Origin of the sequence: Bradyrhizobium sp. SZCCHNS3002 (genome assembly GCF_032377435.1) — a bacterium.
In the GTDB taxonomy this organism is placed as follows: Bacteria; Pseudomonadota; Alphaproteobacteria; order Rhizobiales; family Xanthobacteraceae; genus Bradyrhizobium.
The window spans coordinates 43,659-70,215 of the sequence record NZ_JAUHHY010000025.1; the positions used below are offsets into that span (position 1 = coordinate 43,659).

The window sequence follows — 26,557 nt, forward strand, 5'->3', positions numbered from 1 at the left end:
GCTTCAGCATCGGACTTGCCATTCCGCGCGGACGCTCTCGGCGGCCTCGGTCGCCAGCGCCGCCTTTGCCCGTCGCGCGTAAGCGGCGTCGTCGAGCAGCCAAGCGAGCGCCCAGGCGGCGGCACCGCGCACCAGCGGACTCGGATCGGTGGCCAGCCGCTCGGCGGACGGCGTCAGCGCCACATCGCCGGAGTTGCCGATCGCGATCAGCACGTTGCGCAGGAAGCGGTCGCGGCCGATGCGCTTGATCGGCGATTTCGCGAACAGCGCGCGGAACGCGGCATCGTCGAGCGCGGCCAGCTCCGCCAGTGAAGGCGCGCGCAACGCGTCGCGCGCCGCCAGCTTCGCCTCACGCCCCGCCTGCGCGAACTTGTTCCAGGGACAGGCGGCGAGGCAGTCATCGCAGCCGTAGATGCGATTGCCCATGGCCTTGCGGAACTCGCGCGGGATCGGCCCCTTGTTCTCGATCGTCAGATACGAGATGCAGCGCCGTGCATCGAGGCTGTAGGGGGCCGGGAAGGCCGCGGTCGGGCAACTGTCGAGGCAGGCCCGGCAGGAGCCGCAATGATCGAGCTCCGGCGCATCCGGCGGCAGGTCCAGCGTGGTGTAGATGGCGCCGAGGAACAGCCAGGAGCCGAAGCCTGATGACACCAGGTTGGTGTGCTTGCCCTGCCAGCCGAGCCCGGCCGCTTCGGCCAGCGGCTTCTCCATGACGGCCGCGGTGTCGACGAACACCTTCACGTCACAGCCGGCCTGCGCGACCAGCCAGCGCGCGAGCGTCTTGAGGTTCTTCTTGATGACGTCGTGATAGTCGTCGCCGCGGGCATAGACCGAGATCGCAGCATTGCTGCGCTGGGACAGCACCGCGCGCGGGTCCTCGTCGGGGCCGTAATTGACGCCCAGCATGATGATGCTGCGGACCTCGCTCCACAGCGTTGTGGGATCGGTGCGGCGGGACGGCTCGCGCGCCAGCCAGTCCATGTCGCCGTGCTGGCCGGCGGCGAGGAAGCGTTCGAACGCGGCGGCCCGTTCGGCGCTCACGACCGGGGCGGTGACACCGATGGCATCGAAGCCCAGCCGCTGCGCCTCGGCGGTCAGCGCCGCCTTCAACGTCTCCGGCCTGGGCCTGTCGGCGCTCAGAAGTCCAGATCCACATAGGTCCGCGACGCCGGCACGCCCGCCAGCCAGTCGGACAGCAGCGGCCGGAACGACGGCCGCGACTTCACCCGCGCGTACCAGGCCTTCGCGGCGTCGTCCTCGATCCATGGCACGTCGCCCAGGTAATCGATCGCCGACAGATGCGCGGCGGCGGCGAGGTCGGCATAGGTCAGGCGGTCGCCGGCCAGGAAATTGCGCCGCTGCGCCAGCCAGCCGATATAGGCGAGATGATAGCGCACATTGGTCTTGGCGGCGCGAATCACGTCGGTCGATGGCGGCCCGCCGCCATCCTCCTCGCTCATGAAGCGCTTGTAGATGCGCTCGGTGACGAGCAGGTTGGACGCCTCTTCGAAGAACTTGGTGTTGAACCAGTCCATCAGCCGGCGCACCTCGATGCGCTCGGCCGCAGACCCCGGCATCAGCCGGCGGTCGCCCGCCTCCACACCGCAGGTCTCGTCGATGAACTCGGCGATCACGCCGACACCGGGCACCGGCGGCAGGCCTTCGACCGACAGCACCGGCGTGGTGGCCGCGGGATTGAGCACGAGAAACGCCTCGCGGCGCTCCCAGGCGCGTTCCTCCACCAGGCGCAGGTCGAGCCCGTATTCGCCGAGCACCAGCCGGACGAAGCGTGAATGCGGGCAGAAGGGATGGTGGAAGAGCGTGTACATGGAGCCTTTCGACGATTCCGCGGCTGCGGCGCTTAACGAACAATCAACCATCGGTTCGCACCGATGCCTCGTCCCGATACCGGCGCGCGGTTGCGCTCGCGAATCGGACCATTAGCGCATGGTCGGCGAAAGTGTAAGCAGTAGGGCGACGGGTCAGCATGCGGGAAACGACGTTCGGGGAACACGCATCGGTGAGCCGATCGGCCCTCCGGACCCGTAGCGTTCTGATTCGGAAGCTGCGCTCACGCACCGGTTCATTCATCCGATGGGACCGCCCATGCCGCTTTTTGCAATTGCGGGCGGGGGCCGAATAGGCGAGAAGGGCCGCGTTTTGCCGGCAATCCAGGATCCGATCCATGATGTCAGATACGCTGCGGGCGGTGCTTCTCGGCATCGTCGAGGGCGTCACCGAGTTTCTTCCCGTATCCTCGACCGGCCATCTCTTGCTGGCGGAGCGCTTCTTCGGGCTCGGCGACGAGGGGTTCTGGAAGAGCTTTGCGATCCTGATCCAGCTCGGCGCCATCCTCGCCATCGTCGCGCTGTACTTCTTCAAGCTCACCCGCGTCGCGATCGGCGCGCTGACGAACCCTGACGACCGCCGCTTCATCATCGGCGTGCTGATCGCCTTCCTGCCCGCGGTCGTCGTCGGCCTCATCGCCGGCAAGTACATCAAGGCGCTCCTGTTCGATCCCTGGGTCGTGTGCTTCTCGCTGATCGTCGGCGGCGCCATCCTGCTGTGGGTCGATCAGATCGATCTCAAGCCGCGGGAGCACGACGCCACGCGCTATCCGCTGATGATGTATCTGTGGATCGGCGTCGCGCAGTGCCTGGCGATGATCCCCGGCGTGTCGCGCTCCGGCGCCACCATCGTGGCGGCGATGCTGCTCGGCGGCGACAAGCGCTCGGCCGCGGAGTTCTCCTTCTTCCTGGCGATCCCGACCATGGTCGGCGCCTTCGTCTACGACTTCTACAAGAGCCGTGCCGAGATGACGTCCGATCACCTCGGCCTGATCGCGATCGGCTTCGTCGTCTCCTTCATCACCGCGATGATCGTGGTGAAGGCCTTCCTCGGCTACGTCACCCGCCACGGTTTCGTGCTGTTCGCCTGGTGGCGCGTCATCGTCGGCACCCTCGGCCTGATCGCGCTGGCGCTGGGGAAGTAGTTAAGCCCCGGCTCTCACCACCGTCATTGCGAGCGAAACGCAGCAATCCAGTGTGGCGGGCGGGACTCTGGATGGCTTCGTCGCTTCGCTCCTCGCAATGACGCGGAAAGGCCCGTGCGCTCCTTACGCGTTCTTGCGCTGGAACTGACCCGCGGGGCGGAAGCGCCAGAGATATTGCGGGGCGACCGCCTCGAGCGAATCCGGCGTGATGCCCAGGCCCTGAAAGGTCAGGCCCGCCGCCTTCGCCGCCTCCGATACGACGTTGTCGTGGCGCAGCAGCTCGACCTGGTCGGGCGTCAGCTTCAGCGGCCCGGGCGCGAACTGCAGGAACGCGGCCTTGAGCTTCGCCAGCCCGAACGGCACCGGCAGCAGCGCGCGGTCGCGGTCGGTGATCTCGAGGATGATCTTCAGGATCTCGCGGAAGCTCAGCACCTCCGGTCCGCCGAGCTCGTAGGTCGCGCCGGCCTGCGCCTTGCCGTCAACCGCATCGGCCACCGCTGACGCGACGTCGCCGACATAGACCGGCTGCATCTTGGTCTCGCCGCCGCCGATCAGCGGCAGGAACGGCGAGATCCGCGCCAGCCCCGCAAAGCGGTTGGTGAACTGGTCCTCGGGGCCGAACACGACCGAGGGGCGCATGATCACGGCCTCGGGGACCGCCGCCAGCACGGCGGCCTCGCCGGCCGCCTTGGCGCGGGCATAGCTCGACGCCGACTCCGCATCGGCGCCGATGGCCGAGACATGCACCATGCGGGCGCCGGCAGCGGCGGCTACCTTGGCGACGGTGGCGGCGCCCTCGGCCTGCACGGCCTCGAAGGTCTGCGCGCCGCTCTCGGTCAGGATGCCGACGAGGTTGATCGCGACATGGCTGTCGCGCAGCGCTGATGCCACCGAGTCGGGGTAGCGCAGATTGGCCTGTACGGCGTGGATCTGACCGACCCGGCCGAGCGGCTGCAGGTGGCCGGCGAGCTCCGGCCGCCGCACCGCGACGCGGATGCGGTAGTCGCGCTTGGCCAGCGCCCGGACCACGTTGCGCCCGACGAAGCCGGAGCCGCCGAAGACGGTAACCAATGTGTCCAGATTCGATGCCATGGAATGCTTCCTGGGATTGCATCGGGCGGTCGGGCCGCCTCGACGAGAGGGCTCTGAGCGGCGATTCGCACCCCGCGGGCCGCCATCCTGGCCCGCTGTATAGCCCATCGTCCGCACCGCGGAAAAGTGGCCGTGTTTTTGCGCATGGCTTCAGAAAAATTGTCATCTTGGGCCTTCGGCGGTTTGACAAGCCGCCGTTCGATCCGTACACACCGCCTCCACATGCCCAGGTGGCGGAATTGGTAGACGCGCTGGCTTCAGGTGCCAGTGGCTTAACGGCCGTGAAGGTTCGAGTCCTTTCCTGGGCACCATTTTGGTGGTGACCTCCCCCGCACAGAACTCTGTGACAGACGACGGCGCTGATGCGCCTCGCGATCCGATTGGGTGGCATCGACTTAGCTGATGCCTTCGGGACATCAGCGACGCGCTCGCCCCCGAGCCAGCCGATAAACCTCCTTTCAACGCCCGTGGTGTAGCCGCTGCTGCCGGCTGCGAGCCTCCACGCTCCCCTGGAGGGGGAGGGTCGATCGCCCGCGAAGCGGGCGAGCGGGGTGGGGTGATCTCTCCACGCTCGCCAGCGCCAGAGGAGAGATCACCCCACCCCGCCTCACGTTTCGCTTCGCTCTCCGTGAGGCGACCCTCCCCCTCCAGGGGAGGGTGGGCACCGCCTTCGTGTTGAGTGATCACCATGACGGCCGTGGTCTTTCTCGTTTGGGGCAAGACCTATCAGCCTCGCGGCGCGCTTTGCGCCCGAGCTGTGCTGATCGTCTCGCCCTCCAAATCATGAGGGCGCAGGGAAGGCCGGGTGCCGACCGCACCCATGGCCCGCCAGCGGAAGAAAATGCTGGCGGCAGGAACCACAGGTACGCGCCGGAGCATCCGGCCCTCCCTGCGCAACGGTTTTAACGGCTGCTTCGCGTTCTCCCTGGTGCGCCGGGCTTGTTGGCCACCATCCCCCACGCAATGCGCTAGCATTGCGCCAGGTTGATATCAGCGTCGGGATATCAGGACCGCGCGACTTGACCGTTCGTGCATCGCCGTTCGTCCGCGCAAACTAACCACGCTGCGTCGACACACGCCCATCGCATCCCACTGCCAACGTCTCGTGACGGTCGCGACACGCCCCTCATGCGGCAGCAGGGACGCGCGGAAATGTGCAGGTGATTTGCCCGACGGTGCAAGGGGGAATATTGCGACGAACTAACACGACGGGCAATTTGCGCATGGTAGTCATGCTGATAGCGCCACCGTCGTCGCGAGCGACGTGACGCAATCCAGAGCTCGGTCCGGACTCCCGATGACTTGCGGACCGAGTTCGATGGCCGATGATGACCGCATCAGGGGCCCCGTCACGGAGATGATAGCGGTGCCGCGAATTGAAGAGGCAACTGCCGCAGCCCGGTGGTGTGGCGCGAAGCCGCCGCCCCACAATTGGTGTCGTCCCCGCGAACGCGGGGACCCATACCGCGTGATGTCTGAAAGGGGCATGCGGCCCATCCCGAGCGCCTCACGGCATCCTGTGGTTATGGATCCCGGATCAGCGCCCGCCGACGCGTTGCGTCGGCAGGCTTGTCCGGGACGACAGCGGAGGGTGCCGCGAGGCGTGATTTCCGGAAGAAGCAGACGGCACGTTATGAGTCCCTAGCCGTATCGCCGCTGCTAGCTTCCAATTCCAAGAAAACGATCCATGCCTGGCGGCAACTCGCCTTGCCGATCGACGGCAAAGCAGAGCATCTTCAGGCATTCGGCTGCCCGCTGACCTAGCTCAGCCGAACGCGCGGCGAACTGCATGGTCAAGGCTTGAGCCTCCACCCAGGTCAGAGTCTGGTTGGGCCCAGACAGCTTGCTATATTGAATGCCTGGGCTAACTGCCGGACGGTTATCAGGGGATGCGTCGATCAGTAAGGGTTCATCGAAGCCGAGTCTCTCCATTCGATCTCCGTGATTGATCGAGCGAAACGGCAGGAAAACGATCCATTCCGCGTCACGTTCGTCGCAGAACGACACGGCAAGAGAACCGCCATCGCGGATCATCTCAGCCCCGAGCAAGGTCTTCACATTCGTAAACATGCGCAATTCTAGCCACCGATGTCTCTGTTACAAGAAAAGCTCATCGGCCACGCAGAGAATGCCGTTGTCGGCTGGCTATCAAAGCGCAATCCGCCGGTCCAGGGCTGGCCAACAAAGTCCGACGTCCAGGTCACTCCGTGCGTGACGCCGCGATCACGCGCGCCAGCACGGGCCAATACAGATCGCCATACCCCGCCTCAATCGCCTCTCCGAGACGTCGGTCCGCGAGCTCCGCGCCCGGCAGATCGATCTGCACGGACCTGGCGAGATCGAGGGCGTAGCCGATGTCCTTGCGCGCATATTCGGTCGAGAACGCCCGCTCCGGGTATGTGTCGGACAGCATCGCCTTCATGCCGTGGTTGCGCAGCGCGAAGCTGTCGGCAGAGCCTTTGGCGAGGGTCTCGAACAGCAGCGTGGGATCGAGGCCTGCGCGCTTGGCGGTCTCCAGCGCCTCGCCGAGCGCCACCACGGTCTGCATCAGCACCATGTTGTTGAGGATCTTCACGACCTGGCCGGCGCCGACGCCGCCGCAATGGGTGATGTCGGTGGCAAACATTGCAATCAGCGGCCGCAGCCGTTCGAACGTCGCCGCGTCGGCCCCGACCATCACGCTCAGCGTGCCGTCCTCGGCCGCCTGCCGGGTGCGGGCGATTGGCGCATCGGCGAAGGCGGCGCCCTTGGCGGCGAAACGGGCGGCGAGCTCCCGGCTGGCCTGCACCGGCGAGGTGCCGAGGTCCACGATGGTGTGACGCGCCTCGACGTGGCGGAGCAGGCCGTCATCGCCGTCGCACACGGCCTGGACATGCTTGCCGCTCGGCAACGCCATGAAGATCAATTCGGCCTCCCGCGCCAGCTCCGCGAGCGACGCGGCCCTGATGACGCCGACCTCGGCGAGCCGCTCCAGCGGGGCGTCCGCACGATCGAAGCCGAACACCGTGGCGCCCGACTTCCGCGCCAGATTGCGGCAGATCGGCTCGCCCATGACACCCAGACCGATGAATCCGATCGCCGCCATTGCAAGCTCCCTTTCATTCGGACCTGCCTGTCCGATCGACCATGGTGCCGCTCTGCGGGGCAGCCCAGTCCAGATCCGGATAGTCGTCTGAATATTCGCCGGTGTCGATCGAGCAGACGATCCTGCCGCTCTTGCCGGCAGCACGGACCTCGTTGCCGAGTTTGCGATCTGACCGTCAGGGGAGCGAATCCGGTTGGTCCTTGCCTTCGGGACCGCGGGACTTGCGAAAAGGATACACCGTGATGCCGATGGCTGCGCCGAGCGTTGCGATGCGCAGCAGCAGGTCGGCGGAGATCGTGGTCTCAAGCGCGGGGAATTCGCGGCCGCCCTCGAAGCCGTAGGAAAAGGTGCGCGACGTGCAGCCGTTCCACAGCGCCCTCGCGGGTTGGGGCAGCGATTCGATCAGCGTCAGGAATTGCTCGGTGCATGTGGTCGGATCGGGGGATTCTGTCGTGTTGATCTCCAGGACCAATAGAAACTCCCGCTCATGCTCCGCATGATGCAGAATGTACACGCTCTGATCCAGATGCGCGATCAGCGGCGTGAAGTCGAATGTCGACTTCAACGCCAGATCGAGATTCAGGAAATGCGAGAGTGCGGCCATCCTCGCTCACGCGGATTGCTGTGGCGACAGGTGTCGAGTGTACCGCGAGCAGTCGCGGCAGGTCGAGGCCGAACGCATCGGGATGCGGCGGAGGATCGCCGGCCGAAGCCGGCGATCCTCGGGACGGCTATCCCTTATACCCCATCAACAGCCGCGGCAGCCAGAGCGAGAAGGCCGGCACGTAGGTCACGAACATCAGGGCGGCGATCAGGGCGGCGTAGAACGGCAGGATGGTGCGCATGACGGCGCCGACCGAGATGCCGCCGATGGCGCAGCCGACGAACTGCGTGGTGCCGACCGGCGGGGTGTTGAGGCCGAGCGCGCAGTTGATCAGCATCAGCATGCCGAACTGCACCGGATCCATGCCGGCCTTCATCGCGATCGGCAGGAAGATCGGCGTGCAGATTAGGATGGTGGCCGCCATGTCCATGAAGGTGCCGAGCAGGAACAGGATGACGTTGATCAGCAGGAAGATCATCCAGGGCTGCGTCGACACCTTGCTCATCAGGTCGCCGGCGAAGTCGGCGACCTCGTAGAGTCCCATCAGGTACTGAAACATGGTGGAGACGCCGATCAGCAGCAGCACGACGCCGGTGGTCTTCACCGCCTTGGCAGCGGCCCGCAGGAAGTTGGCCAGGGTCATCGTGCGGTAGATGAAGAACGTCAGCAGGATCGTGTAGGTCACCGCGACGGCCGCGGACTCCGTGGCGGTGAAGACGCCGGACAGGATGCCCGTCAGGATGATGCCGACGATCAGAAGGCCGGGCAGCGCCGCCGCGAACGAGCGGAAAACTTCGGGCCAGCCTGGAAACTTGCCCGCGGGATAGCCGCGCTTCACGGCGACCGCGTAGGCGGCGACCAGCATGCAGACCATCAGCACCAGCGCCGGCAGGAGACCGGCGGCAATCAGGGCGCCGATCGACACCTTGCCGCCGGCGGCGAGCGCATAGATGATCATGTTGTGACTGGTCGGCATCAGCGCGCCGACCAGCGAGGCGTGGGTGGTGACGTTGACGGCGTAGTCGGTGTCGAACCCCTCCTTCTTCATCATCGGGATCATCACCGCGCCCATCGCCGAGACGTCGGCGACGGGAGAGCCGGAGACGCCGCCGAACAAGGTGCAGGCGACGACATTGGACATGCCGAGTCCGCCGCGGATGTGGCCGACAAGATTCTTGGCGAGCTTCACGATCTTGTCGGCGACGCCGCCATGCAGCATCAGCTCGCCGCTGAAGACGAAGAACGGGATGGCGAGGAACGAGAAGATGTTCATCCCCGACATCATCTGCTGGAAGATGACGGCGACCGGCAGGCCTTCATAGAGGATGGTGCAGATCGCCGAGAGGCCGATCGCGAAGGCAACGGGAACGCCGAGGACCAGGAAGCCGAAGAAGGTGACGCCGAGAATGATCAGTTCCATGAGGGGACGACCTCTTCACCGCGCAAGAGAGCGATGATGTGCTCGATTGAAAACATGACGATCAGGATCCCGGAGGCGATCAGCGGCACGTAGCGGACGACTTCGGGCAGGCCGAGATTGGCGATCTTCACCGTGCCCACGGAGGCGCCGAGGATCCAGCCGTTGTAGGCCATCGCGACGCCGAACACGGCGACCAGCACGTGGATGACGAGCTCGATCTTCTCGCGCATGCGATCCGGCAGCATCACCAGCAGGCTGTCCATGCCGATATGGCCGGCGTCGCGAACACCGACGGCGGCGCCGATCAGGGTGACATAGAGGATCAGGACCAGCGCCAGGTTCTCGGTCCAGGTCGGGCTGGAGTTGAGCACGTAACGCCCGAACACCTGGTAGAACACGATGGTGACGATGACGAGCAGGCCGGCGACGGACAGATACATGCCGAGGCGGGCGATGACGGCGTTGATCCGTGACAACAGGCCGGTCGATGGTCGACCCTCCTGATGCTCGTGGTCTCCAACATGAGGATCTGTCAATTCCGCCCTCCCTGGCCTCAAGTCCGACATCGCCTGATGGCGACGCCGGACCCGGTCCCTGCCTTTTTGGTTCTTACTTCGTATCCTGGATGCGCTTGACGAGGCTCGAGAGCTTCTCGTCGCCGGCGAACTTCTGATAGACCGGCTTCATCGCGTCGACGAATTCCTGCTTGTTGGCGATCGTCACGACCTGGACGCCGGCGGCCTCGACGGCCTTGCGGGAGGTCTGCTCGCGCTCGTCCCAGAGCTTGCGCATGACCGGCACCGACTCCTTGGCCGCCTTGCGGATCATCGCCTGATCCTCCTTGCTCAAGGTGTCCCAGACCTTCTTGGACATCACCAGGACTTCGGGCGCCAGCGAGTGCTCGGTGACGTTGTAGAACTTGGCGGCCTCGAAATGGCGCGAGGATTCGTAGGACGGCCAGTTGTTCTCGGCGGCGTCGACGAGGCCGGTCTTCAGCGCGGTGTAGACCTCGCCATAGGGCATCGGGGTCGGGTTGGCGCCGAGGCTCTGGATCATGCCGACCCAGAGGTCGGACTGCTGGACGCGGATCTTCAGGCCCTTGAGGTCGGCGAGCGACTTGACCGGCGCCTTGACCGTGTAGATCGAGCGCGCGCCGCTGTCGTAATAAGCGAGGCCGATCAGGCCCGCGGGCTCCATGGCGGCCAGGATCTCGTCGCCGATCGGACCATCGAGCACGGTGCGCATGTGCTGCGTGTCGCGGAACACGAAGGGCAGGCACAGCGCCACGGTCTCCGGCACGAAATTGTTCAGCGGCGAGGAGTTGATCCGCATCATGTCGAGCGCGCCGATCTTGAGCTGCTCGATCGTGTCCTTCTCGGAGCCGAGGGCGCCGTTCGGAAACACCTTGACGCCGAGCTTGCCGCCGCTCGCGGCAGCGAGCTGCTTGCCCATGAACTTGACGGCTTCGACGGTCGGATAGTCGGCGGGGTGCACGTCGGCGGAGCGGAAATCGCGCGCGGTCGCCAAGGGCGACGAGACCGCCAGCACAGCGGCCGCAATGATACCTGTAAGCGCCTTCATCTTGGCTTCCTCCTCATGTGATTATGTCGTTGTCGGCAGATGCTGCGGCCGCCTTGGGTCGCTGCACTTCAGATGCGAAGTCATGCGACAATATCACGCGTACGGCCAGTGGCATTTTCTGTCCAAGCCAAAGGCGGCATCGATCAATGCAAGAGTTGCATCGATCGACGGGGTGCGATCTGTTGCGATGCAACCGGCGGGTCGACCGCCTCATGAGGAGGGCGTCGCCTCGACCGGCCGCGTGGCACCTGCCGGCGCCAGCTCGGATGCGATCACCTGGCCCCGTCCGGCCCTTGCGCCGGGACGGCGGGGCTGGCATTCCCACGGCTGATCTCCGGACCGGCCCGGCGCGTTTGCCGGTTGGTTACCAGCGCCGGGCTAGAGCCGGTTCCCGAGCGCTTCCCGCGGCGTTGCTCCGGCCCGTCGCGTCCGATTTCGATTCGACCGAGGTTTTGACAGCCATGACCGTACGCCTGCACCGCGGCGACCTGCCCGATCTTTCCCGCTACACCTCGTCGGTCGCGATCGACACCGAGACGATGGGGCTCAATCCGCACCGCGACCGGCTGTGCGTGGTGCAGCTGTCGCCCGGCGACGGCTCGGCCGATGTGGTGCAGATCCCCAAGGGGCACACCGACGCGCCGAACCTGAAGGCGCTGCTCGGCAACCCGGACATCACCAAGATCTTCCACTTCGCGCGCTTCGACGTCGCGGCGCTGTTTCATGCCTTCGGGGTGATGCCGCAGCCGGTGTACTGCACCAAGATCGCCTCGCGGCTGGCGCGCACCTACACCGACCGCCACGGCCTCAAGGATCTCGTGCGCGAGCTGCTCAATGTCGATCTCTCCAAGCAGCAGCAGTCGAGCGATTGGGGCGCAGATACGCTCAGCGAGCCGCAGCTCGCTTATGCCGCCTCCGACGTGCTGCACCTGCATGCGCTGCGCGAGAAGCTCGACGTGATGCTCGCGCGCGAAGGGCGGCTGGCGCTGGCGCAGGCCTGCTTCGCGTTCCTGCCCCACCGGGCCACCCTCGATCTGGGCGGATTCGAGGCCGAGGACATCTTCGCGCATTCCTGACGGGGACGAATCGCAGACGTGTTCACGATCATTAATGTCTCGTAATGATCGCGAGGCCCTTGCGTCGCGATTTCGCGCCAGTTCCAGGCTGCAATGGTGGGGCCCCCCATGGTAGGATGGGCGCTGTTTCGCGCGCATCCCGTGTCCGTCGGAGCCCTGGTGAACTCGGTCCACAACCCCGCCTATGATCCCACCCTGCAGGCGCGCTTTGCGGTCGCGGCGCGCCACAGCCGTTTCGTGCGCGTGCTGCGGGTCGCGGTGCCGGCGGCGGTCGGACTGGCGATGGCGGTCGTGATCGGCATCGCGCTGTTCAATCCGTTCCACATGGAGATCAACACCCCCAATCTCACCGGCAACCTCGTCATTTCCGGCCGCAAGATCACGATGGAGACGCCGCATCTGACCGGCTTCACGCCGGACCAGCGGCCCTATGATCTCGTCGCCCGGAGCGCGGTGCAGGACCTCACCGATCCCGATCACGTCGAGCTCAACATCCTCCGCGCCAAGGTGCTGATGGAGGATCAGTCGACGGTGACGTTGAAGGCCAATACCGGCGTGTTCGACACCAAGCAGCAGCAGCTCGAGCTGAAGAAGGACATCCTGCTGACGACGTCGACGGGCTACGAGGCGCGGCTGAGCCGGGCCTCGGTCGACATGGCCAAGGGCACCGTGAGCTCGGACGAGCGCGTCGACGTCAAGCTCACCAACGGGACGCTGTCCGCCGACCGCCTGCGCATCACCGACAATGGCGAGGTCATCCGCTTCGAGGGCAACGTGATGATGAACCTCGACAACATCAATGCCGCTCCGGCCACGACCGCGAGCGCCGATCCCGGCCGTCCGGCCCGCAACGTGAAGTGAGCTCATGACGACGTATCGTTTGATTGCCGCGGTCCGGCGCGGCGCCTCGTTCGGTGCGCTGGCGCTGATCGCGTTCGCCGATCCGCTGCAGGCGCAGAGCGCGACCACCGGGGTGCCGAACGCGCTGCAGGGATTTTCGCAGAACCGCGACCAGCCGATCCAGATCGAGGCCGCTGCGCTCGAAATGCGCGACAAGAAGAAGGAGGCGACCTTCACCGGCAACGTCAAGGTCGTGCAGGGCGATACCACCATGACCTCGAAGTCGCTGGTGGTGTTCTACGACGGCGGCGCCCAGCCGGGCGGCGCCAAGTCGAGCAAGGCCACGCCGGCGGCGACGCCGGGGCCGGACGGCAGCTCGGCGATTCGCCGGTTGGAGGCGCGCGGCGACGTCAAGGTGACCCAGAAGGACCAGGTCGTGACTGGCGAGACCGCAGTCTACGACACCAAGACCAACATGATCTCGATGCAGGGCGGCGTGGTGCTGACCCAGTGCAAGAACGTGATGCGTGGCGACCGCCTGACGGTGGACATGACCACCGGCGTGTCGCGCGTCGAATCCGACAGCGGGCGCGGCGTGCAGGTGCTGCTGCCGCAGGCCGGCGCCGGCGCGGGCGGCGGCTGCGGTCCGTCGACCGCCTCGGCTCCGGGCAGCGCTGCGCCGCTGCAGCTCGGTCCAGGCAAATCGAAGTGACTTCAATTATTTAGCAAAACGCCGGCGGCCCAGTTGAACCGCGCCGCTGCTGCCTCTATCTAGCGGGCGGGCGGTTCTGTCGCAGGACCGATGTAACGGGAGGCCGTGGAGCCCGTTGCATGCCTGCGAAAGAGTGATGCCGGACACGATTGCGATCTTGCGATCGGTCGCCTGCGTGGCGACCGCGACTTCGCCGTCAGACGACAAACTCCGAAGCGCGGCCTGCCGCGCTTTGGCCGGCCTCGCGCTCCCTGTGATCCGCGAGAGAGGTGAGATGCGTTCGCTCGCGGTGAGCGGGCGAGCCAGCGCTGCGGTCGGTGACGGGCAGCCTCGAAGGGCGTAAGCGAAGCGAGGATGGTGGATCTACTCGGCATGTTTCGTGGGCGTCCCGCCAAGCGCGGCCAGCGAGGCTCCTCGCGCCGGCGCGACGACATCACGGCCATGGACGATCCGTTCGGCAATTCCTACAGCGATGATCCGCTCGCCGCGCTCGCCGACTCCGTGCGCGATGAAACGGTGCCACGCATCAATCCGCGCTCGCCGCAGAACACCGAGCAGATCCAGCGCAAGCGGCCGGCCTCACAGCCGGCACCGGCCAAGCCGCGCAACAATGGCGCGGGCGGCGGCCCGCAATTGCTGCGCCGGCCGGGCTTCCTCGCCGTGCATTCGATCGAGAAGAGCTTTGGCAGCCGCCAGGTCGTGCGCGGCGTCTCGATCTATGTCCGCCGCGGCGAGGCCGTCGGGCTGCTTGGGCCGAACGGCGCGGGCAAGACCACCGTGTTCTACATGATCACCGGCCTGATCAAGGCCGATCGCGGCGCCATCGAGCTCGATGGCCATGACGTGACGCGGCTGCCGATGTATCAGCGCGCGCGGCTCGGCATCGGCTACCTGCCGCAGGAGGCCTCGATCTTCCGCGGCCTCACCGTCGAGCAGAACATCCGCGCCGTGCTCGAGGTGGTCGAGCCGTCGCGGAAGAAGCGCGAGCGCGAGCTCGACGCGCTGCTGGAAGAGTTCACCATCACGCGGCTGCGCAAGTCGCCGTCGATCGCGCTGTCCGGCGGCGAGCGTCGCCGCGTCGAGATCGCGCGCGCGCTGGCGACGCGCCCGAACTACATGCTGCTCGACGAGCCGTTCGCCGGCATCGATCCGATCGCGGTCGGCGACATCCAGCAGCTGGTGCGCCATCTCACCAACCGCGGCATCGGCGTGCTCATCACCGACCATAACGTCCGCGAGACGCTCGGCCTCACCGATCGTGCCTACATCGTGTATGCGGGGCAGATTCTCACCGAAGGCAGCCCGGAGGAGATCGTCGCCGATCCCGACGTGCGCCGGCTGTATCTCGGTGAGGAATTCCGGCTGTAGGATTGCCGACGCGCTGTTTGTCCGCTTTGTCGGACACGGGACAGGTCGCGGAAACGCTGCGAATACCGCTGTTTCCAACTGCTTTGCGAGGGCCGGTAACCTCGTCTTCCGCGCGCGCATACTCCCTTTTTCTTATTCGTCAAGCCGTGTACATCGCGCGCAGATTAGGATAAGCAAGAATTGGACCAGTAAGGGAATGTTCTTGCTCCCATGGCGTTGACGCAGAGATTAGAATTCCGCCAGTCGCAGTCGCTGGTGATGACGCCGCAGCTGATGCAGGCGATCAAGCTGCTGCAATTGTCCAATCTCGACCTCTCCACGTTCGTCGAAGAGGAGCTGGAGCGCAACCCGCTGCTGGAGCGCGCGAGCGACGGTCCGGAAGCGCCGGTCGCCGGCGAGCCGCAGATGTCCGAGCGGGCCGAGTTCTCGGAAGGTGGCGAGGCCGGCGGCGACGATTTCGGCGAGGGCGCGAGCGGCGGCGAGAGCTTCGAGGGCGCCCAGGACGACTGGATGAGCCGCGATCTCGGCACCCGTACGGAGATCGAACAGACGCTCGATTCCGGGCTCGAGAATGTGTTCTCCGAAGAGCCCGCCGAAGCGGCCGCGCGGACCGCGCAGGACGCCGCGCCGACCACCTACACCGAATGGGGCGGTGGTGCCTCCGGTGATGAGGACTACAATCTCGAAGCCTTCGTCGCGGCCGAGACCACGCTGTCGGATCATCTCGCCGAGCAGGCGGCGGTGGCCTTCACCGCGCCGGCCGACCGGATGATCGGCCAGTACCTGATCGATCTCGTCGACGAGGCCGGCTATCTGCCCGCCGATCTCGGCCAGGCCGCCGACCGGCTCGGCGCCGAGCAGGCCGACGTCGATGCCGTGCTCGGCGTGCTGCAGACGTTCGATCCGCCCGGCATCTGCGCCCGCAATTTGAGCGAATGTCTCGCGATCCAGCTGCGTGAGCTCGACCGCTACGATCCGGCGATGCAGGCGCTCGTCGAGCACCTCGATCTCCTGGCCAAGCGCGACTTCGTCGCCCTTCGCAAGCTGTGCGGCGTCGACGACGAGGACCTCGTCGACATGATCGGCGAGATCCGCAGGCTCGATCCGAAGCCGGGGCTGAAGTTCGGCACCACGCGCACACAGACCATGGTGCCCGACGTCTACGTCCGCCCGGGTCCCGACGGCGGCTGGCTGGTCGAGCTCAACAGCGACACGCTGCCGCGCGTCCTGGTGAACCAGCACTATTACTCCGAGCTGTCGAAGACGATCCGCAAGGACGGCGACAAGTCCTACTTCACCGACTGCCTGCAGAACGCGACGTGGCTGGTGCGTGCGCTCGATCAGCGCGCCCGCACGATCCTGAAGGTCGCGACCGAAATCGTGCGCCAGCAGGACGGCTTCTTCACCCACGGCGTCGCGCATCTGCGGCCGCTCAACTTGAAGGCCGTTGCGGATGCGATCCAGATGCATGAATCGACGGTTTCGCGCGTCACCGCCAACAAATACATGGCGACCAATCGCGGCACGTTCGAGCTGAAATATTTCTTCACCGCCTCGATCGCATCGGCCGATGGCGGCGAGGCGCACTCGGCGGAAGCCGTGCGCCATCACATCAAGCAGCTGATCGATGCGGAAGATCCCTCCGCAATTCTCTCCGACGACACCATCGTCGAGAAGCTGCGGACCGCCGGCATCGACATCGCCCGCCGCACGGTCGCGAAATACCGGGAGGCGATGCGGATCCCGTCCTCGGTGCAGCGCCGCCGCGACAAGCAGAGCATGCTGGCGCATGCCCTGTCGGCCCCCGCCAGCGCCGACCGCACCCGGGATGCCGCGTCAGTTTGACCGTGCCCCGCGATTGCGCCTTAACCAAATAGGCTTAGTGTCACACTTGGTTCACATGAATCGAGGCGACACATGACCCTGCGGATTTCCGGAAAGAGCATCAGCGTCAGCGAAGCGCTGCGTGGGCGCGTCAGCGAGCGCACCGACGAAGTCTTGCGAAAATACTTCGACGGCAACTATTCCGGCCATGTCACGCTCTCCAAGGATGGTTTCGGGTTCAAGACGGATTGCGCCCTGCACCTCGATTCCGGCATCACGCTCGAGGCCGAATCGAATGCGCCGGACGCCTATGCCAGCGCCGACCAGGCGCTCCTGATGATCGAGAAGCGCCTGCGCCGCTACAAGAGCCGGCTGAAGGACCGCTCGGGGCGCAAATCCCATGCGGCCAATGCGGCGCTCGCCAATCTCGACGGCGCGGTGCTGGATGCGCCGAGCTATGTGATCGAGGCGCCGGCCGAGGGCGACGAGGAGATCACTGGCTACAGTCCGGTGATCATTGCCGAGAACACCACGGCGCTGAAGCGGCTGTCGGTGTCGGAAGCGGTCATGGAGCTCGATCTTTCGGGGGCGCCCTGCATGGTGTTTCAGCATGGCTCCAGCGGCCGGGTGAACATCATCTACCGCCGCGCCGACGGCAATATCGGCTGGGTCGATCCACCGGCGGTGAAACCGTAGTCACGCGGATGCGTTCCAGGGATCTCCTGGCGGCGCGAAAACCGGTTCCCGATCAGGCGGTTGGCGGACGGGTTGCGACGTCACGCCACGGCAATGAAGGGATGCGACCAAGCGGTTGGGGCGCTGGCGCCTTCAGGCCGCCACGCTCCGGCGATCTTTAAGGATAGGCTGCGGGAACACGCTTGCGGGTGTTGGCACGGCCGTTGCGTTGGGGTAGAAGCCCCACCCATCGGACACGGGTTAAGCCCGCCTGCCGCCTCAGCTTCTTGACGCCGGTCTGTCCCGACCTATTTCGCACCCTGACGGTTCAATCACCTCGGAACGCCCTATGCCGATTACCGATCTGGTCGCACCCGAGGCGATCGTGCCGGCTTTGAAGGTCATCAGTAAGAAGCAGGCGCTGCAGGAGCTTGCCGCCCGCGCGGCTGCGCTGACCGGGCAGAACGAGCGCAACATCTTCGAAGTGCTGCTGCAGCGGGAGAAGCTCGGAACCACGGCCGTCGGGTATGGCGTGGCGATTCCCCACGGCAAGCTGCCGAAGCTGGAGAAGCTGTTCGGCCTGTTCGCCCGGCTGGAGCGGCCGATCGATTTCGAGGCCATGGACGGCCAGCCGGTCGATCTGGTGTTCCTGCTGCTGGCGCCGGAAGGCGCCGGTGCCGACCATCTGAAGGCCCTCGCGCGGATCGCCCGGCTTCTCCGCGACCAGGATGTCGCCAAGAAGCTCCGTGCCTCGCGCGACGCCCAGGCGATCTATTCGGTGCTGGCGCTGCCGCCCGCCTCCGCGGCCTGACGTCGTATCGCGCCGCCGCCCTGCAAGGACCGGGAAAGCCTGCTGGCGAGCTTCCGCGCCGCACTGAACCCGCTCGTCCGCGCGGGTGGGTGTAACGGCGTCGGCTCGTAGCCGAACTCGACGACGAGCTCCTGGAATGCCTCGCTGCGGAGCAGGTCGAAATGATGCGGCATCATTCGCTCCTTGTAGATGCCGACCTTCCGGCCCCGTCCCGACGACGTCAGACCGCGGCCGAGCACATCGAGCTCCGCGGCCGTCTTGCGCGGCAGCCCCAGGTAGTCGCAGATGCCGTGAAGGACGGGAAACGACGACCGCGCCACATCGTCGGCCGCGAGCTCTGCATAGAGCTCTTCGAACCTCACGGTCAGGCAGGCCGGCGAGTCCAGCCAGCTCATGAACTTCTTGATGCCCGATCGGGGCAAAGAGAGGAGGGTCGATGTGATTCGGGAGGCGTCGTCGGGGTGAGCGGCCGATCCGGCCGCCCGCAGATAGGCGTTCCACTTCCGCATCTTCGGGTAGGCCGCCGAATGGTAGACGAAGTCGACCCAGCTCACGACGATGTCGCGGGGGTCGCGGACGATGAACAGCATCTTGTGGTCCGGTCTGCCCAGCAGGTATTGCTCGAGATACGGACAGTACTCGGTGTGCGAGGCGCAGGAGTAGCCGGAGCTCAGGGCCGACGCCCAGAGCGGCGCCGGGAGCGCGCGTCCGTAGTCGAGCGAGCCGTCGGGATTCAGCCTGCTGATCGATGACGTGTAGGTGTGATAGCCGACATCGACGTGACCACCCAGCGCTCTGACGAGTTCGACCAGCAGGTACGTTCCTGCTTTCGGCACGCTGTTGCAGATGACGTAGTAAGGGCTCGGTCCCGGCGGAGGACTGTCCACAAAGACGTGCCGGTTGGGGAGGGTCCCGCGTGCAAGCTCTCGATAGACGCCGCCTGCATCAAGCCGTGATCCATGCATTTGCCATCCCTACACATGCTCGCCACACATCGGACTAGCGCGTGCCGCAACGGGGACAACTTAAGGATTGGACACCTTCGCCTTAAACCCGGTTGGATTGTATCTGGTTGTCAAATCGACCGTTCCAGACATCGATGGAAACAAATTTCTCAAAGGCGCTTTCAGCAGCCGCGTCGTCTGACGCCGGCTATCGCAACGATCTCGCCATGTAGCGCACCGTCTTGGCGCCGCCATGGATGCCGGCCGTCGCCAACGGCGCGAAGCCGAGCGCAGCATGAAACGCGTCCGACTGCGGATTGGGCGGATCCAGATTGACCTCGCAGACGATGTGGTCGTGGCCCGCCGCGGTCGCCTCCCGAATCAGCTCCTCATAGAGCTGCCGCGCCAGGCCCCGGCCGCGGGCGGCCGGCGCCACCACGATGCGGTCGACATAGACGAACCGATCGTAGCGCGCCCGGAACCAGCGGTGATTCGGATTGTCATAGGCGGCGGCGTGATCCAGCGCGATCACCAACGCGTCGGCCCAACCAACGCGCCGGGCGCGCCAGGCTCGATCGACCAGCTGCTCCAGCGCATCGGGCGAGAGCCAGGACAGCTCCGAGGCATGCGCATTGTTGAGCGCGAGCAGTGCGTCCGCGAGCGCGCGATCTGCGCTCAGCTCTGCGGCGCTCAGGGGTGTTGTCGGCAACGTCATGTGCGGCGCTCGCTCCGGGCAGAAAAAAGGGCCGCCCCCGTTTCCGGGGACCGCCCTCGTGTCAGTGCGTGAGCCGCATGGATCTCGTGAGCATCAAGTCTCACGAGACGCGGTTGCCGCAGGCGCTGCGGCGCGGCCTTCGCGTCAGTGCACGCTCACGGCCTGGAGTTCGTGGCTCCAAGCATTCGCAATCGCGGCTTCGCGGCTGTCGGTGAGCATGATCGGCGTGCCGTCAGCGGCATGCAAGGCGAACAGCTTCAGTCCCGGCGCGATGTGCGGTGCCTGCGGAAACAGTCCCGGTACGTCCTCGGAGCGGATCTGCTTCACATAAGCAATGTGGCCCTCGCCCAAGGTAGCCAGCGACTCCAGGGAGACGGGGGATTCCGACGCAACATTACCTTCAGTCATGGTCTCGACTCCTTCTGAGACTCAAGCGGTCGAGTCCGCTACTCGTTCCATCAAACCATTATTCGTGTTCATTGATCGCTATTGTCTTAACGATCCGCTCAGGCTCCGGCCTGGCCAGATCGACCGACAACAACCCGTTCTTCAGGTCCGCACCGAGCACATGCATTCCCTCCGCCAGCACGAAGGTGCGCTGGAAGTGGCGCGCGGCAATGCCGCGATGAATGTACTGCCTGGTCTTGTCGTCCTGCTGCCGGCCGCGGATGACCAGCTGGTTTTCCTCAATGGTGACATCGAGTTGGTCGCGGGTGAAACCCGCCACCGCCAGCGTGATCCGCAGACGCTCGGGCTGGCCATTGGTGCGTTCGAACCGCTCGATATTGTACGGCGGATACCCGTCGGCACCTTTGACGACGCGGTCGAGCACGCGCTCGATCTCGTCGAAGCCCAGCAGAAACGGACTGGAGAGCGAAGGAACACGAGACATGGTTTACAAAGTCCTCTCGAAGCGACTTTGATGTATCAGGGCCCTGTCGGCACCCCTTGAGCAGCAATATGGGCACGATCCGGGGTGCGTTCAAGCACCCCGAATGCGCCGGAACGGTCAGCCTGTGGAAGGGCTTAAGCCGATAGCCGCTGCCGGCCGTCGGCCGAGAACAGGTGCAGCTTGGCCCGCGGCGCCACGGCGCGAATCCGCGCGCCGATCTCCGGCGCGGCCGTGCCCGGCAGCCGCACGATGATGTCGTTGGCGGTGGCGGAGAGCCGGTCGTCGCTGCCGGCGTCCTGGCGCGCGCCGTAGACATAGGTTTCGGCGCCGACGTGCTCGATCGCTTCGACGCGGAGGTCGAGCCCGACCCCGCCCGCCGGAACGGTGTCGCCGAGCTCGAAATCTTCAGGGCGGATGCCGAGCTGGCCGGCATCGGCGGGAACCGCGTCGGCACCGTGCAACTGGGGACGGAGGCCATCGACCGGCATCAGGTTCATCGGCGGCGCGCCGATGAACGATGCGACGAAGGTGGTGGCGGGCTTCTGATAGATCTCGAGCGGATTGCCGATCTGCTCGACCTTGCCGCCGTTCATCACCACCAGGATGTCGGCGAGCGTCATCGCCTCGAGCTGGTCGTGGGTGACGTAGATCGCGGTGGTGTTGAGCCGGCGCTGCAGCTTGCGGATCTCGACCCGCATCGCGATACGCAGCTTGGCGTCGAGGTTGGAGAGCGGTTCGTCGAACAGGAACACCTTGGGCTGGCGCACGATGGCGCGGCCCATCGCGACGCGCTGGCGCTGGCCGCCGGAGAGCTGGCGCGGCTTCCGCTCGAGCATGGTGCCGAGCTCGAGGATGCGAGCGGCGTCCTCGACGCGCGTCCTGATCTCCTTCTCGGCCATGCCGCGATTGCGCAGGCCGTAGGCCATGTTGTTGTAGACGGTCATATGCGGATAGAGCGCGTAGTTCTGGAACACCATCGCGATGTCGCGATCGGCCGGCTCGATCGCATTGACGATGCGGCCGCCGATGTCGATCTCGCCCGAGGTGATCGTCTCGAGCCCCGCGACCATCCGCAGCAGGGTGGATTTGCCGCAGCCCGACGGGCCGACCAGCACGCAGAACTGACCGTCGCCGACATCGATATCGACGCCTTTGATGGCTTCGAAGCCGCCCTGGTAGACCTTGCGGACGTTGCGGAGGGTGACGTTGGCCATGGAATGATTACCGGTAGAGGTTGAGCAGCGGGCGGTGGCAGGCGAATGGCGAATGGGGAGTAGCGGGTAGGGGAAGGCGAACGGCTCCTGATGCCCGTATGGCCCTATTCGCTATTCGCCACTCCCTATTGGCCCTCGTCACTTTTCCGTCTCCACCAGCCCCTTGACGAACAGGCGCTGCATGACGACGACGACGAACACCGGCGGCAGCATCGCGAGCACCGCAGTCGCCATGACGATCGGCCACTCCGTCAGCGCGTCGGTCGTCGTGATCATCTTGCGGATGCCGATCTGGATGGTCTGCATGTCGTCGCGCGTCGTGATCAGCAGCGGCCAGAGATATTGATTCCAGCCGAGGATGAACAGGATCACGAATAGCGCCGCCATGTTGGTGCGCGACAGCGGCAGCAGGGTGTCCCAGAAGAAGCGGAACGGCCCGGCGCCGTCGATGCGGGACGCCTCCAGCAGCTCGTCCGGCACGGTCATGAAGAACTGGCGGAACAGCAGCGTCGCGGTGGCGGACGCGATCAGCGGCAGCGCGAGCCCCGCATAACTGTCGAGCATATGGAGGTCGGCGACGATCTTGTAGGTCGGATAGATGCGCACCTCGACCGGCAGCATCAGGGTGATGAAGATGAGCCAGAAGATCGGCATGCGGAACGGGAAGCGGAAGTAGACGACGGCATACGCCGAGATGATCGAGATCGCGATCTTGCCGACGGCGATCGAGAGCGCCATGACCAGCGAGTTCAAAAGCATGGTCGCAACCGGCTCGCGGGTCGAGCCGCTCGTGCCGACGAAGATCGTCTGATAGTAGGTCGACAGGAAGTGCCCGCCCGGCAGCAGCGACATCTGCCCGTTGGCGATCACCGCATTGTCCTGCGTCGAGGCGACGAATGCGAGATAGACCGGGAACGCGACGATCGCGATTCCGATCCACAGGATGACATGCGCGACGTAGCGTCGAATGCCTTCTTGCTCGACCATCAGTAGGTCACCTTGCGCTCGACGAAGCGGAACTGGATCGCCGTCAGCACGATGACGATGACCATCAGAACGACGGATTGCGCAGCCGAGGAGCCGAGATTGCCGCCGAGCAGGCCATCGGTGTAGACCTTGTAGACCAGCGTCTCGGTGGACTTGCCAGGACCGCCGCGGGTCATCGTGTCGATGATGCCGAACGTCTCGAAGAAGGCGTAGACGATGTTGATCACCAGCAGGAAGAAGATGGTCGGCGACAGCAGCGGGAAGGTCACGGTCCAGAACCGCCGCATCGGCCGTGCGCCATCGATCGCGGCGGCTTCGAGCACGCTCTTGGGGATGCTCTGCAGCCCGGCGAGGAAGAACAGGAAGTTGTAGGAGATCTGCTTCCAGGCGGCCGCGAGAATGATCTGCAGCGCCGCCTGGTCACCGTCGAGCAGCGGATTCCAGTCGATGCCCATGGCGCGCAGATAGCGCGAGATCACGCCGAGCGAGGGATGCAGCATGAAGATCCAGAGCACGCCCACCACCGGCGGCGCCACGGCATAGGGCCAGATCAGCAGCGTCCGGTACAGCGTCACGCCGCGCAGCGGCTTGTCCGCCATGACCGCGAGCAGCAGCGCGACCGACAGCGACGAGAATGCGATGGCGAAGGAGAAGCCGAAGGTGCGGAGAATGGCTTCAAAATAGTCCGGCTGGCTGAGCAGGTCGGCGTAGTTCTCGAACCAGACGAAGCTCGTGGACAGGCCGAACGCGTCCTGCAGCAGGAACGACTGGATGACGGCCTGGATGGCGGGCCAATAGAAGAAGATCAGCACGATCGCGAGCTGGGGAGCGACCAGCACGAACGGCAGCAGCTTTGACTGGAAGATGGCGTTCTTCTGCATGATCGGTCGGCGAGCCGGCAGGCCGCGGGTGGCCTGCCGGCTCTTGGCCTTATTTCACGGCCGTCTTTTCGAACTGGCGCAGCATCTGGTTGCCGCGCTCGACGGCGGCGTCCAGCGCCTGCTTGGCGGTCTTCTTGCCGGCCAGAGCCTGCTCGATCTCCTCCGACCAGACGTCACGCAGCTGCACCATGTTGCCCAGGCGCAGGCCGCGGGAGTTCTCGGTCGGCTCCTTGTTGGTCAACTCGAGCAGCGGGGTCTCCAGATAGGGCTGATCCTTGTAGAAGCCCTCGGCCTTGGCCTTGGCATAGGCGGCCTTGGTGATCGGCAGATAGCCCGACGCCTTGTGGATGTAGACTTGGCGGTCGGTGTCCGAGAGGAAGGTCAGGAACTTGGCGACGCCCTTGTACTCATCGGCCGACTTGCCGCCCATGACCCAGAGCGAAGCGCCGCCGATGATCGAGTTCTGCGGCGCGCCCTTCACTTCGGGGTAATACGGCATCGGCGCGGCGGTGAAGGCGAACTTCGCCTGCGCCTTGACGTTGCCGAAGAACGCCGACGAGGTCAGGTAGATCGGGCATTCGCCCGAGGTGAAGCGGCCCTCGCCGGTGTTGGTGCGGCCGGCGTAGTCATAGGTCTTGTCCTTCTGCAGCTCGACCAGGTTTTCGAGATGCTTGACCTGCAGCGGACCGTTGAACTCCAGCACAGTGTCGAAGCCGTCGAGACCGTTCGCCTTGCTGGCGAGCGGCACGTTGTGCCAGGCGGAGAGCTGCTCGAGATTGACCCATGTCACCCACGAGCCGGAGAAGCCGCAGGTCGGGTGGCCGGCCGCATGGAGCTTCTTGGCGGTCTCGAACAGCTCGGGCCAGGTCTTCGGGATCTCGGCGTTGACCTTCTTCAGCTCATCGAGATTGACCCACATGACGGTGGAGGACGAGTTGAAGGGGAAGGACAGCATTTCGCCCTTCGAGGTCGAATAGTAGCCGGTGATGGCCGGCAGGTAGCTCTTGGGATCGAACTTCTCGCCGGCGTCCTGCATCAGCTTGTAGACCGGCTTCACGGCGCCGGTGGCGGCCATCATCGTGGCAGTGCCGACCTCGAACACCTGCATGATATGCGGCGCATTGCCGGCGCGGAACGCGGCGATGCCGGCATTCATCGTGTCGGCGTAGTTGCCCTTGTAGGTCGGAACGACCTTGTAGTCGGTCTGCGAGGCGTTGAAATCATTGGCGAGCTTGACGATGACGTCGTTGTTGGCGCCGGTCATCGCGTGCCACCACTGAATCTCCGTCACCGCGTGTGCGGGTGCGGCGGCGCCAAGGACCAGCGTGGCTGCCGCAGCGGCGGCTGTCCAGAATTGTCGAAGTGACATTAAAAAAATTCCTCCCATGGAACGTCATCGGCGTCGCGGCCGTAGCAGCGCGAGATGATAGTTTTGTGAATGTATAACCGGTTGGATCGTCAGCGGAAAGCGCGTTCGTCGCGGCTTTGCGGCGCAACGCCGCGAGTTGTGCGAGACGGCGCGGCGCCCGGGCGATGCCCGAGGCGACGCTCGCGTTGCGAGACGACGGGCTGATGGCGCTTCACCGCTTGCGCTCTGCGCACACCGTGCCCTCGGACAGCAGGGCCTGGATCTCGGGCTCCGAGTAGCCGAACTCGCTGAGCACCTCCTGGGCATGCTGGCTGAACTTCGGCGGGGTGGAGCGCAGGCTCGGCTTGGTGCGTTCGAGCCGGATCGGCGAGGCGACGCCCTTGTACCAGTCCTTCTCGATGACATCGCCGCGGTGGATCGTGTGCGGATTGGTCAGCGCCTGGTCGATCTTCTGCACGGGTCCCGCCGGCAGGCCGGCTGCGAGCAGCCGGTCGCACAGCGGCTCCGCCTCGAATTGGCTGAACACGGCGGCGAGCTCGGCGCGCAGTGCCTCGCGATTGGCGACGCGATCCTTGTTGCGGGCGAAGCGCGGATCGGTGCCGAGTTCCGGCCGGCCGATTTCCTTGGCGAGCTTGCGGAAGGTGCTGTCATTGCCGACGCCGATGAAGATATCGTCGGTCCTGGTCGGGAAGATCGCATAGGGCACGAGGTTCGGATGCTCGTTGCCGGTCAGCGACGGCGGCTTGCCATGCATGAAGTAGTTTGCGGTATGCGGATGCATGATCGCGAGGCCGGTCTCATACAGCGTGACCTCGAGGAACTGACCGAGCCCAGAACGCTGCCGTTCCGACAGCGCCATCAGGATGCCGATCGCGGCATAGAGGCCGGTCGTGATGTCGACCAGCGGCACCCCGATCCGCATCGGCCCGCTTTGCGGCGATCCGGTCGCGGCGATCATGCCGGTCATCGCCTGGATGATCGCGTCATAGCCGGGATTGCCGCCGCGCGGCCCGTCGGCACCGAAGCCGCAGATGCGGCAGTGCACCAGCTTCGGGAATTTCTCGCGCAGCGTGTCGCTGCCGATGCCCCATTTCTCCAAGGTGCCGGGCTTGAAGTTCTCGATCAGCACGTCGGCGGTCTCGAGCATCCGCATCAGCACGACGCGTCCGCCCTCGGACGCGAGATCGAGGCCGATCGAGCGCTTGTTGCGGTTGATCCCGACGAAATAGGCGGCGTCCTCGTCGTGGAACGGAGGGCCCCAGTCGCGCACCTCGTCGCCGGCCGGCGGCTCGACCTTGATCACGTCGGCGCCGTGATCGGCCAGGATCTGCGTGCAATAGGGCCCGCCGAGCACGCGCGTCAGATCGATCACGCGCAGTCCGGCCATGGCGCCGGGAGCAAATTGAGGTGTCATCGGATGTCGCGAGGTTGGTTTCAGCTCGCGATCATTAAGCATTGCTGCGGCGGTGGCGCAA

The 26,557-nt window shown here is 65.4% G+C and carries 26 protein-coding genes and 1 tRNA gene; 9 read left to right on the forward strand and 18 right to left on the reverse strand.

Going from position 1 to position 26,557, the window contains the following annotated elements; all coding sequences use genetic code 11:
• Positions 1-3 precede the first annotated feature (3 nt).
• Both queG and QW845_RS32735 read right to left on the reverse strand, forming a co-directional pair.
• Positions 4-1,188, reverse strand: coding sequence for a tRNA epoxyqueuosine(34) reductase QueG (gene queG, locus QW845_RS32730; RefSeq protein WP_315805665.1), 1,185 nt, complete (start codon positions 1,186-1,188; stop codon positions 4-6).
• A complete protein-coding gene (locus QW845_RS32735; protein ID WP_315805636.1) occupies positions 1,137-1,829 on the reverse strand; it encodes a glutathione S-transferase family protein in 693 nt (230 codons plus the stop codon). The genes queG and QW845_RS32735 overlap by 52 nt, the downstream gene beginning before the upstream one ends.
• A 356-nt stretch (positions 1,830-2,185) precedes the next feature.
• Here QW845_RS32735 and QW845_RS32740 point away from each other — a divergent pair, with 356 nt between their 5' ends.
• Positions 2,186-2,992 carry an undecaprenyl-diphosphate phosphatase gene (locus tag QW845_RS32740; RefSeq protein WP_315805637.1) on the forward strand — a complete coding sequence of 269 codons (807 nt, stop codon included), beginning with the start codon at positions 2,186-2,188 and terminating at the stop codon, positions 2,990-2,992.
• A 123-nt stretch (positions 2,993-3,115) separates the two neighbouring features.
• Here the strand turns inward: QW845_RS32740 and QW845_RS32745 are convergent, their stop codons facing one another.
• On the reverse strand, positions 3,116-4,084 hold the full coding sequence (locus tag QW845_RS32745; protein ID WP_315805638.1) for a complex I NDUFA9 subunit family protein: 969 nt from the start codon (positions 4,082-4,084) through the stop codon (positions 3,116-3,118).
• A 224-nt stretch (positions 4,085-4,308) separates the two neighbouring features.
• Here QW845_RS32745 and QW845_RS32750 point away from each other — a divergent pair.
• Positions 4,309-4,395, forward strand: a tRNA-Leu gene (locus QW845_RS32750).
• 1,348 nt (positions 4,396-5,743) lie between these two features.
• Here QW845_RS32750 and QW845_RS32755 read toward each other — a convergent pair.
• The 6 genes from QW845_RS32755 to QW845_RS32780 all read right to left on the reverse strand — a co-directional run bounded on the left by QW845_RS32755 (position 5,744) and on the right by QW845_RS32780 (position 10,774).
• Complete coding sequence (locus tag QW845_RS32755) at positions 5,744-6,154, reverse strand: hypothetical protein (protein ID WP_315805639.1); 411 nt, start codon at positions 6,152-6,154, stop codon at positions 5,744-5,746.
• A gap of 130 nt (positions 6,155-6,284) precedes the next feature.
• A complete protein-coding gene (locus QW845_RS32760) occupies positions 6,285-7,205 on the reverse strand; it encodes an NAD(P)-dependent oxidoreductase (protein WP_315805666.1) in 921 nt (306 codons plus the stop codon).
• 139 nt (positions 7,206-7,344) lie between these two features.
• The gene (locus tag QW845_RS32765) at positions 7,345-7,773 is read right to left on the reverse strand and encodes a hypothetical protein (protein WP_315805640.1); all 429 of its coding nucleotides are present in this window, start codon (positions 7,771-7,773) and stop codon (positions 7,345-7,347) included.
• 127 nt (positions 7,774-7,900) lie between these two features.
• Positions 7,901-9,193 carry a TRAP transporter large permease gene (locus QW845_RS32770; RefSeq protein ID WP_315805641.1) on the reverse strand — a complete coding sequence of 431 codons (1,293 nt, stop codon included), beginning with the start codon at positions 9,191-9,193 and terminating at the stop codon, positions 7,901-7,903.
• The gene (locus QW845_RS32775; protein ID WP_315805642.1) at positions 9,184-9,729 is read right to left on the reverse strand and encodes a TRAP transporter small permease; all 546 of its coding nucleotides are present in this window, start codon (positions 9,727-9,729) and stop codon (positions 9,184-9,186) included. Before QW845_RS32775 ends, QW845_RS32770 begins: the two co-directional genes overlap by 10 nt.
• Positions 9,730-9,802: 73 nt before the next feature.
• The gene (locus QW845_RS32780; protein WP_315805643.1) at positions 9,803-10,774 is read right to left on the reverse strand and encodes a TRAP transporter substrate-binding protein; all 972 of its coding nucleotides are present in this window, start codon (positions 10,772-10,774) and stop codon (positions 9,803-9,805) included.
• A 461-nt stretch (positions 10,775-11,235) separates the two neighbouring features.
• On the opposite strand from QW845_RS32780, the gene QW845_RS32785 reads away from it, so the two are divergent.
• The 7 genes from QW845_RS32785 to ptsN all read left to right on the forward strand — a co-directional run bounded on the left by QW845_RS32785 (position 11,236) and on the right by ptsN (position 18,080).
• Positions 11,236-11,850 carry a ribonuclease D gene (locus tag QW845_RS32785; protein WP_315805644.1) on the forward strand — a complete coding sequence of 205 codons (615 nt, stop codon included), beginning with the start codon at positions 11,236-11,238 and terminating at the stop codon, positions 11,848-11,850.
• A gap of 159 nt (positions 11,851-12,009) precedes the next feature.
• Entirely contained in the window at positions 12,010-12,711 is a 702-nt protein-coding gene (gene lptC, locus QW845_RS32790) for an LPS export ABC transporter periplasmic protein LptC (protein WP_315805645.1), read from the forward strand.
• A 4-nt stretch (positions 12,712-12,715) separates the two neighbouring features.
• On the forward strand, positions 12,716-13,402 hold the full coding sequence (locus QW845_RS32795; RefSeq protein ID WP_315805646.1) for an LptA/OstA family protein: 687 nt from the start codon (positions 12,716-12,718) through the stop codon (positions 13,400-13,402).
• A 354-nt stretch (positions 13,403-13,756) separates the two neighbouring features.
• On the forward strand, positions 13,757-14,770 hold the full coding sequence (lptB, locus tag QW845_RS32800) for an LPS export ABC transporter ATP-binding protein (RefSeq protein WP_315805647.1): 1,014 nt from the start codon (positions 13,757-13,759) through the stop codon (positions 14,768-14,770).
• Between the two features lie 210 nt (positions 14,771-14,980).
• Positions 14,981-16,615, forward strand: coding sequence for an RNA polymerase factor sigma-54 (rpoN, locus tag QW845_RS32805; RefSeq protein ID WP_315805648.1), 1,635 nt, complete (start codon positions 14,981-14,983; stop codon positions 16,613-16,615).
• Positions 16,616-16,687: 72 nt separating this feature from the next.
• A complete protein-coding gene (gene hpf, locus QW845_RS32810) occupies positions 16,688-17,290 on the forward strand; it encodes a ribosome hibernation-promoting factor, HPF/YfiA family (protein WP_315741249.1) in 603 nt (200 codons plus the stop codon).
• A 328-nt stretch (positions 17,291-17,618) separates the two neighbouring features.
• Positions 17,619-18,080 carry a PTS IIA-like nitrogen regulatory protein PtsN gene (ptsN, locus tag QW845_RS32815; protein WP_315805649.1) on the forward strand — a complete coding sequence of 154 codons (462 nt, stop codon included), beginning with the start codon at positions 17,619-17,621 and terminating at the stop codon, positions 18,078-18,080.
• Here the strand turns inward: ptsN and QW845_RS32820 are convergent.
• From QW845_RS32820 to QW845_RS32860, 9 genes are all read right to left on the reverse strand, one after another.
• Complete coding sequence (locus QW845_RS32820) at positions 18,041-19,045, reverse strand: sulfotransferase domain-containing protein (protein ID WP_315805650.1); 1,005 nt, start codon at positions 19,043-19,045, stop codon at positions 18,041-18,043. The genes ptsN and QW845_RS32820 overlap by 40 nt on opposite strands.
• 187 nt (positions 19,046-19,232) lie before the next feature.
• Positions 19,233-19,739 (reverse strand): GNAT family N-acetyltransferase, encoded by a 507-nt coding sequence (locus QW845_RS32825; protein ID WP_315805651.1) that lies wholly within the window; start codon positions 19,737-19,739, stop codon positions 19,233-19,235.
• A gap of 144 nt (positions 19,740-19,883) precedes the next feature.
• On the reverse strand, positions 19,884-20,147 hold the full coding sequence (locus QW845_RS32830) for a DUF1150 family protein (RefSeq protein WP_009026315.1): 264 nt from the start codon (positions 20,145-20,147) through the stop codon (positions 19,884-19,886).
• 58 nt (positions 20,148-20,205) lie between these two features.
• Positions 20,206-20,631: an Hsp20 family protein gene (locus tag QW845_RS32835; protein WP_006613108.1), complete on the reverse strand. Its 426-nt coding sequence runs from the start codon at positions 20,629-20,631 to the stop codon at positions 20,206-20,208.
• 134 nt (positions 20,632-20,765) lie between these two features.
• Positions 20,766-21,845 (reverse strand): sn-glycerol-3-phosphate import ATP-binding protein UgpC, encoded by a 1,080-nt coding sequence (locus QW845_RS32840; protein WP_315805652.1) that lies wholly within the window; start codon positions 21,843-21,845, stop codon positions 20,766-20,768.
• A 138-nt stretch (positions 21,846-21,983) separates the two neighbouring features.
• The gene (gene ugpE / locus QW845_RS32845; RefSeq protein WP_315805653.1) at positions 21,984-22,832 is read right to left on the reverse strand and encodes a sn-glycerol-3-phosphate ABC transporter permease UgpE; all 849 of its coding nucleotides are present in this window, start codon (positions 22,830-22,832) and stop codon (positions 21,984-21,986) included.
• The gene (gene ugpA / locus QW845_RS32850; protein WP_315805654.1) at positions 22,832-23,713 is read right to left on the reverse strand and encodes a sn-glycerol-3-phosphate ABC transporter permease UgpA; all 882 of its coding nucleotides are present in this window, start codon (positions 23,711-23,713) and stop codon (positions 22,832-22,834) included. The genes ugpE and ugpA overlap by 1 nt, the downstream gene beginning before the upstream one ends.
• A 49-nt stretch (positions 23,714-23,762) precedes the next feature.
• Positions 23,763-25,082 carry a sn-glycerol-3-phosphate ABC transporter substrate-binding protein UgpB gene (gene ugpB / locus QW845_RS32855; RefSeq protein ID WP_315805655.1) on the reverse strand — a complete coding sequence of 440 codons (1,320 nt, stop codon included), beginning with the start codon at positions 25,080-25,082 and terminating at the stop codon, positions 23,763-23,765.
• 211 nt (positions 25,083-25,293) lie between these two features.
• A complete protein-coding gene (locus QW845_RS32860; protein WP_315805656.1) occupies positions 25,294-26,496 on the reverse strand; it encodes a CaiB/BaiF CoA-transferase family protein in 1,203 nt (400 codons plus the stop codon).
• Between the last annotated feature and the right edge of the window lie 61 nt (positions 26,497-26,557).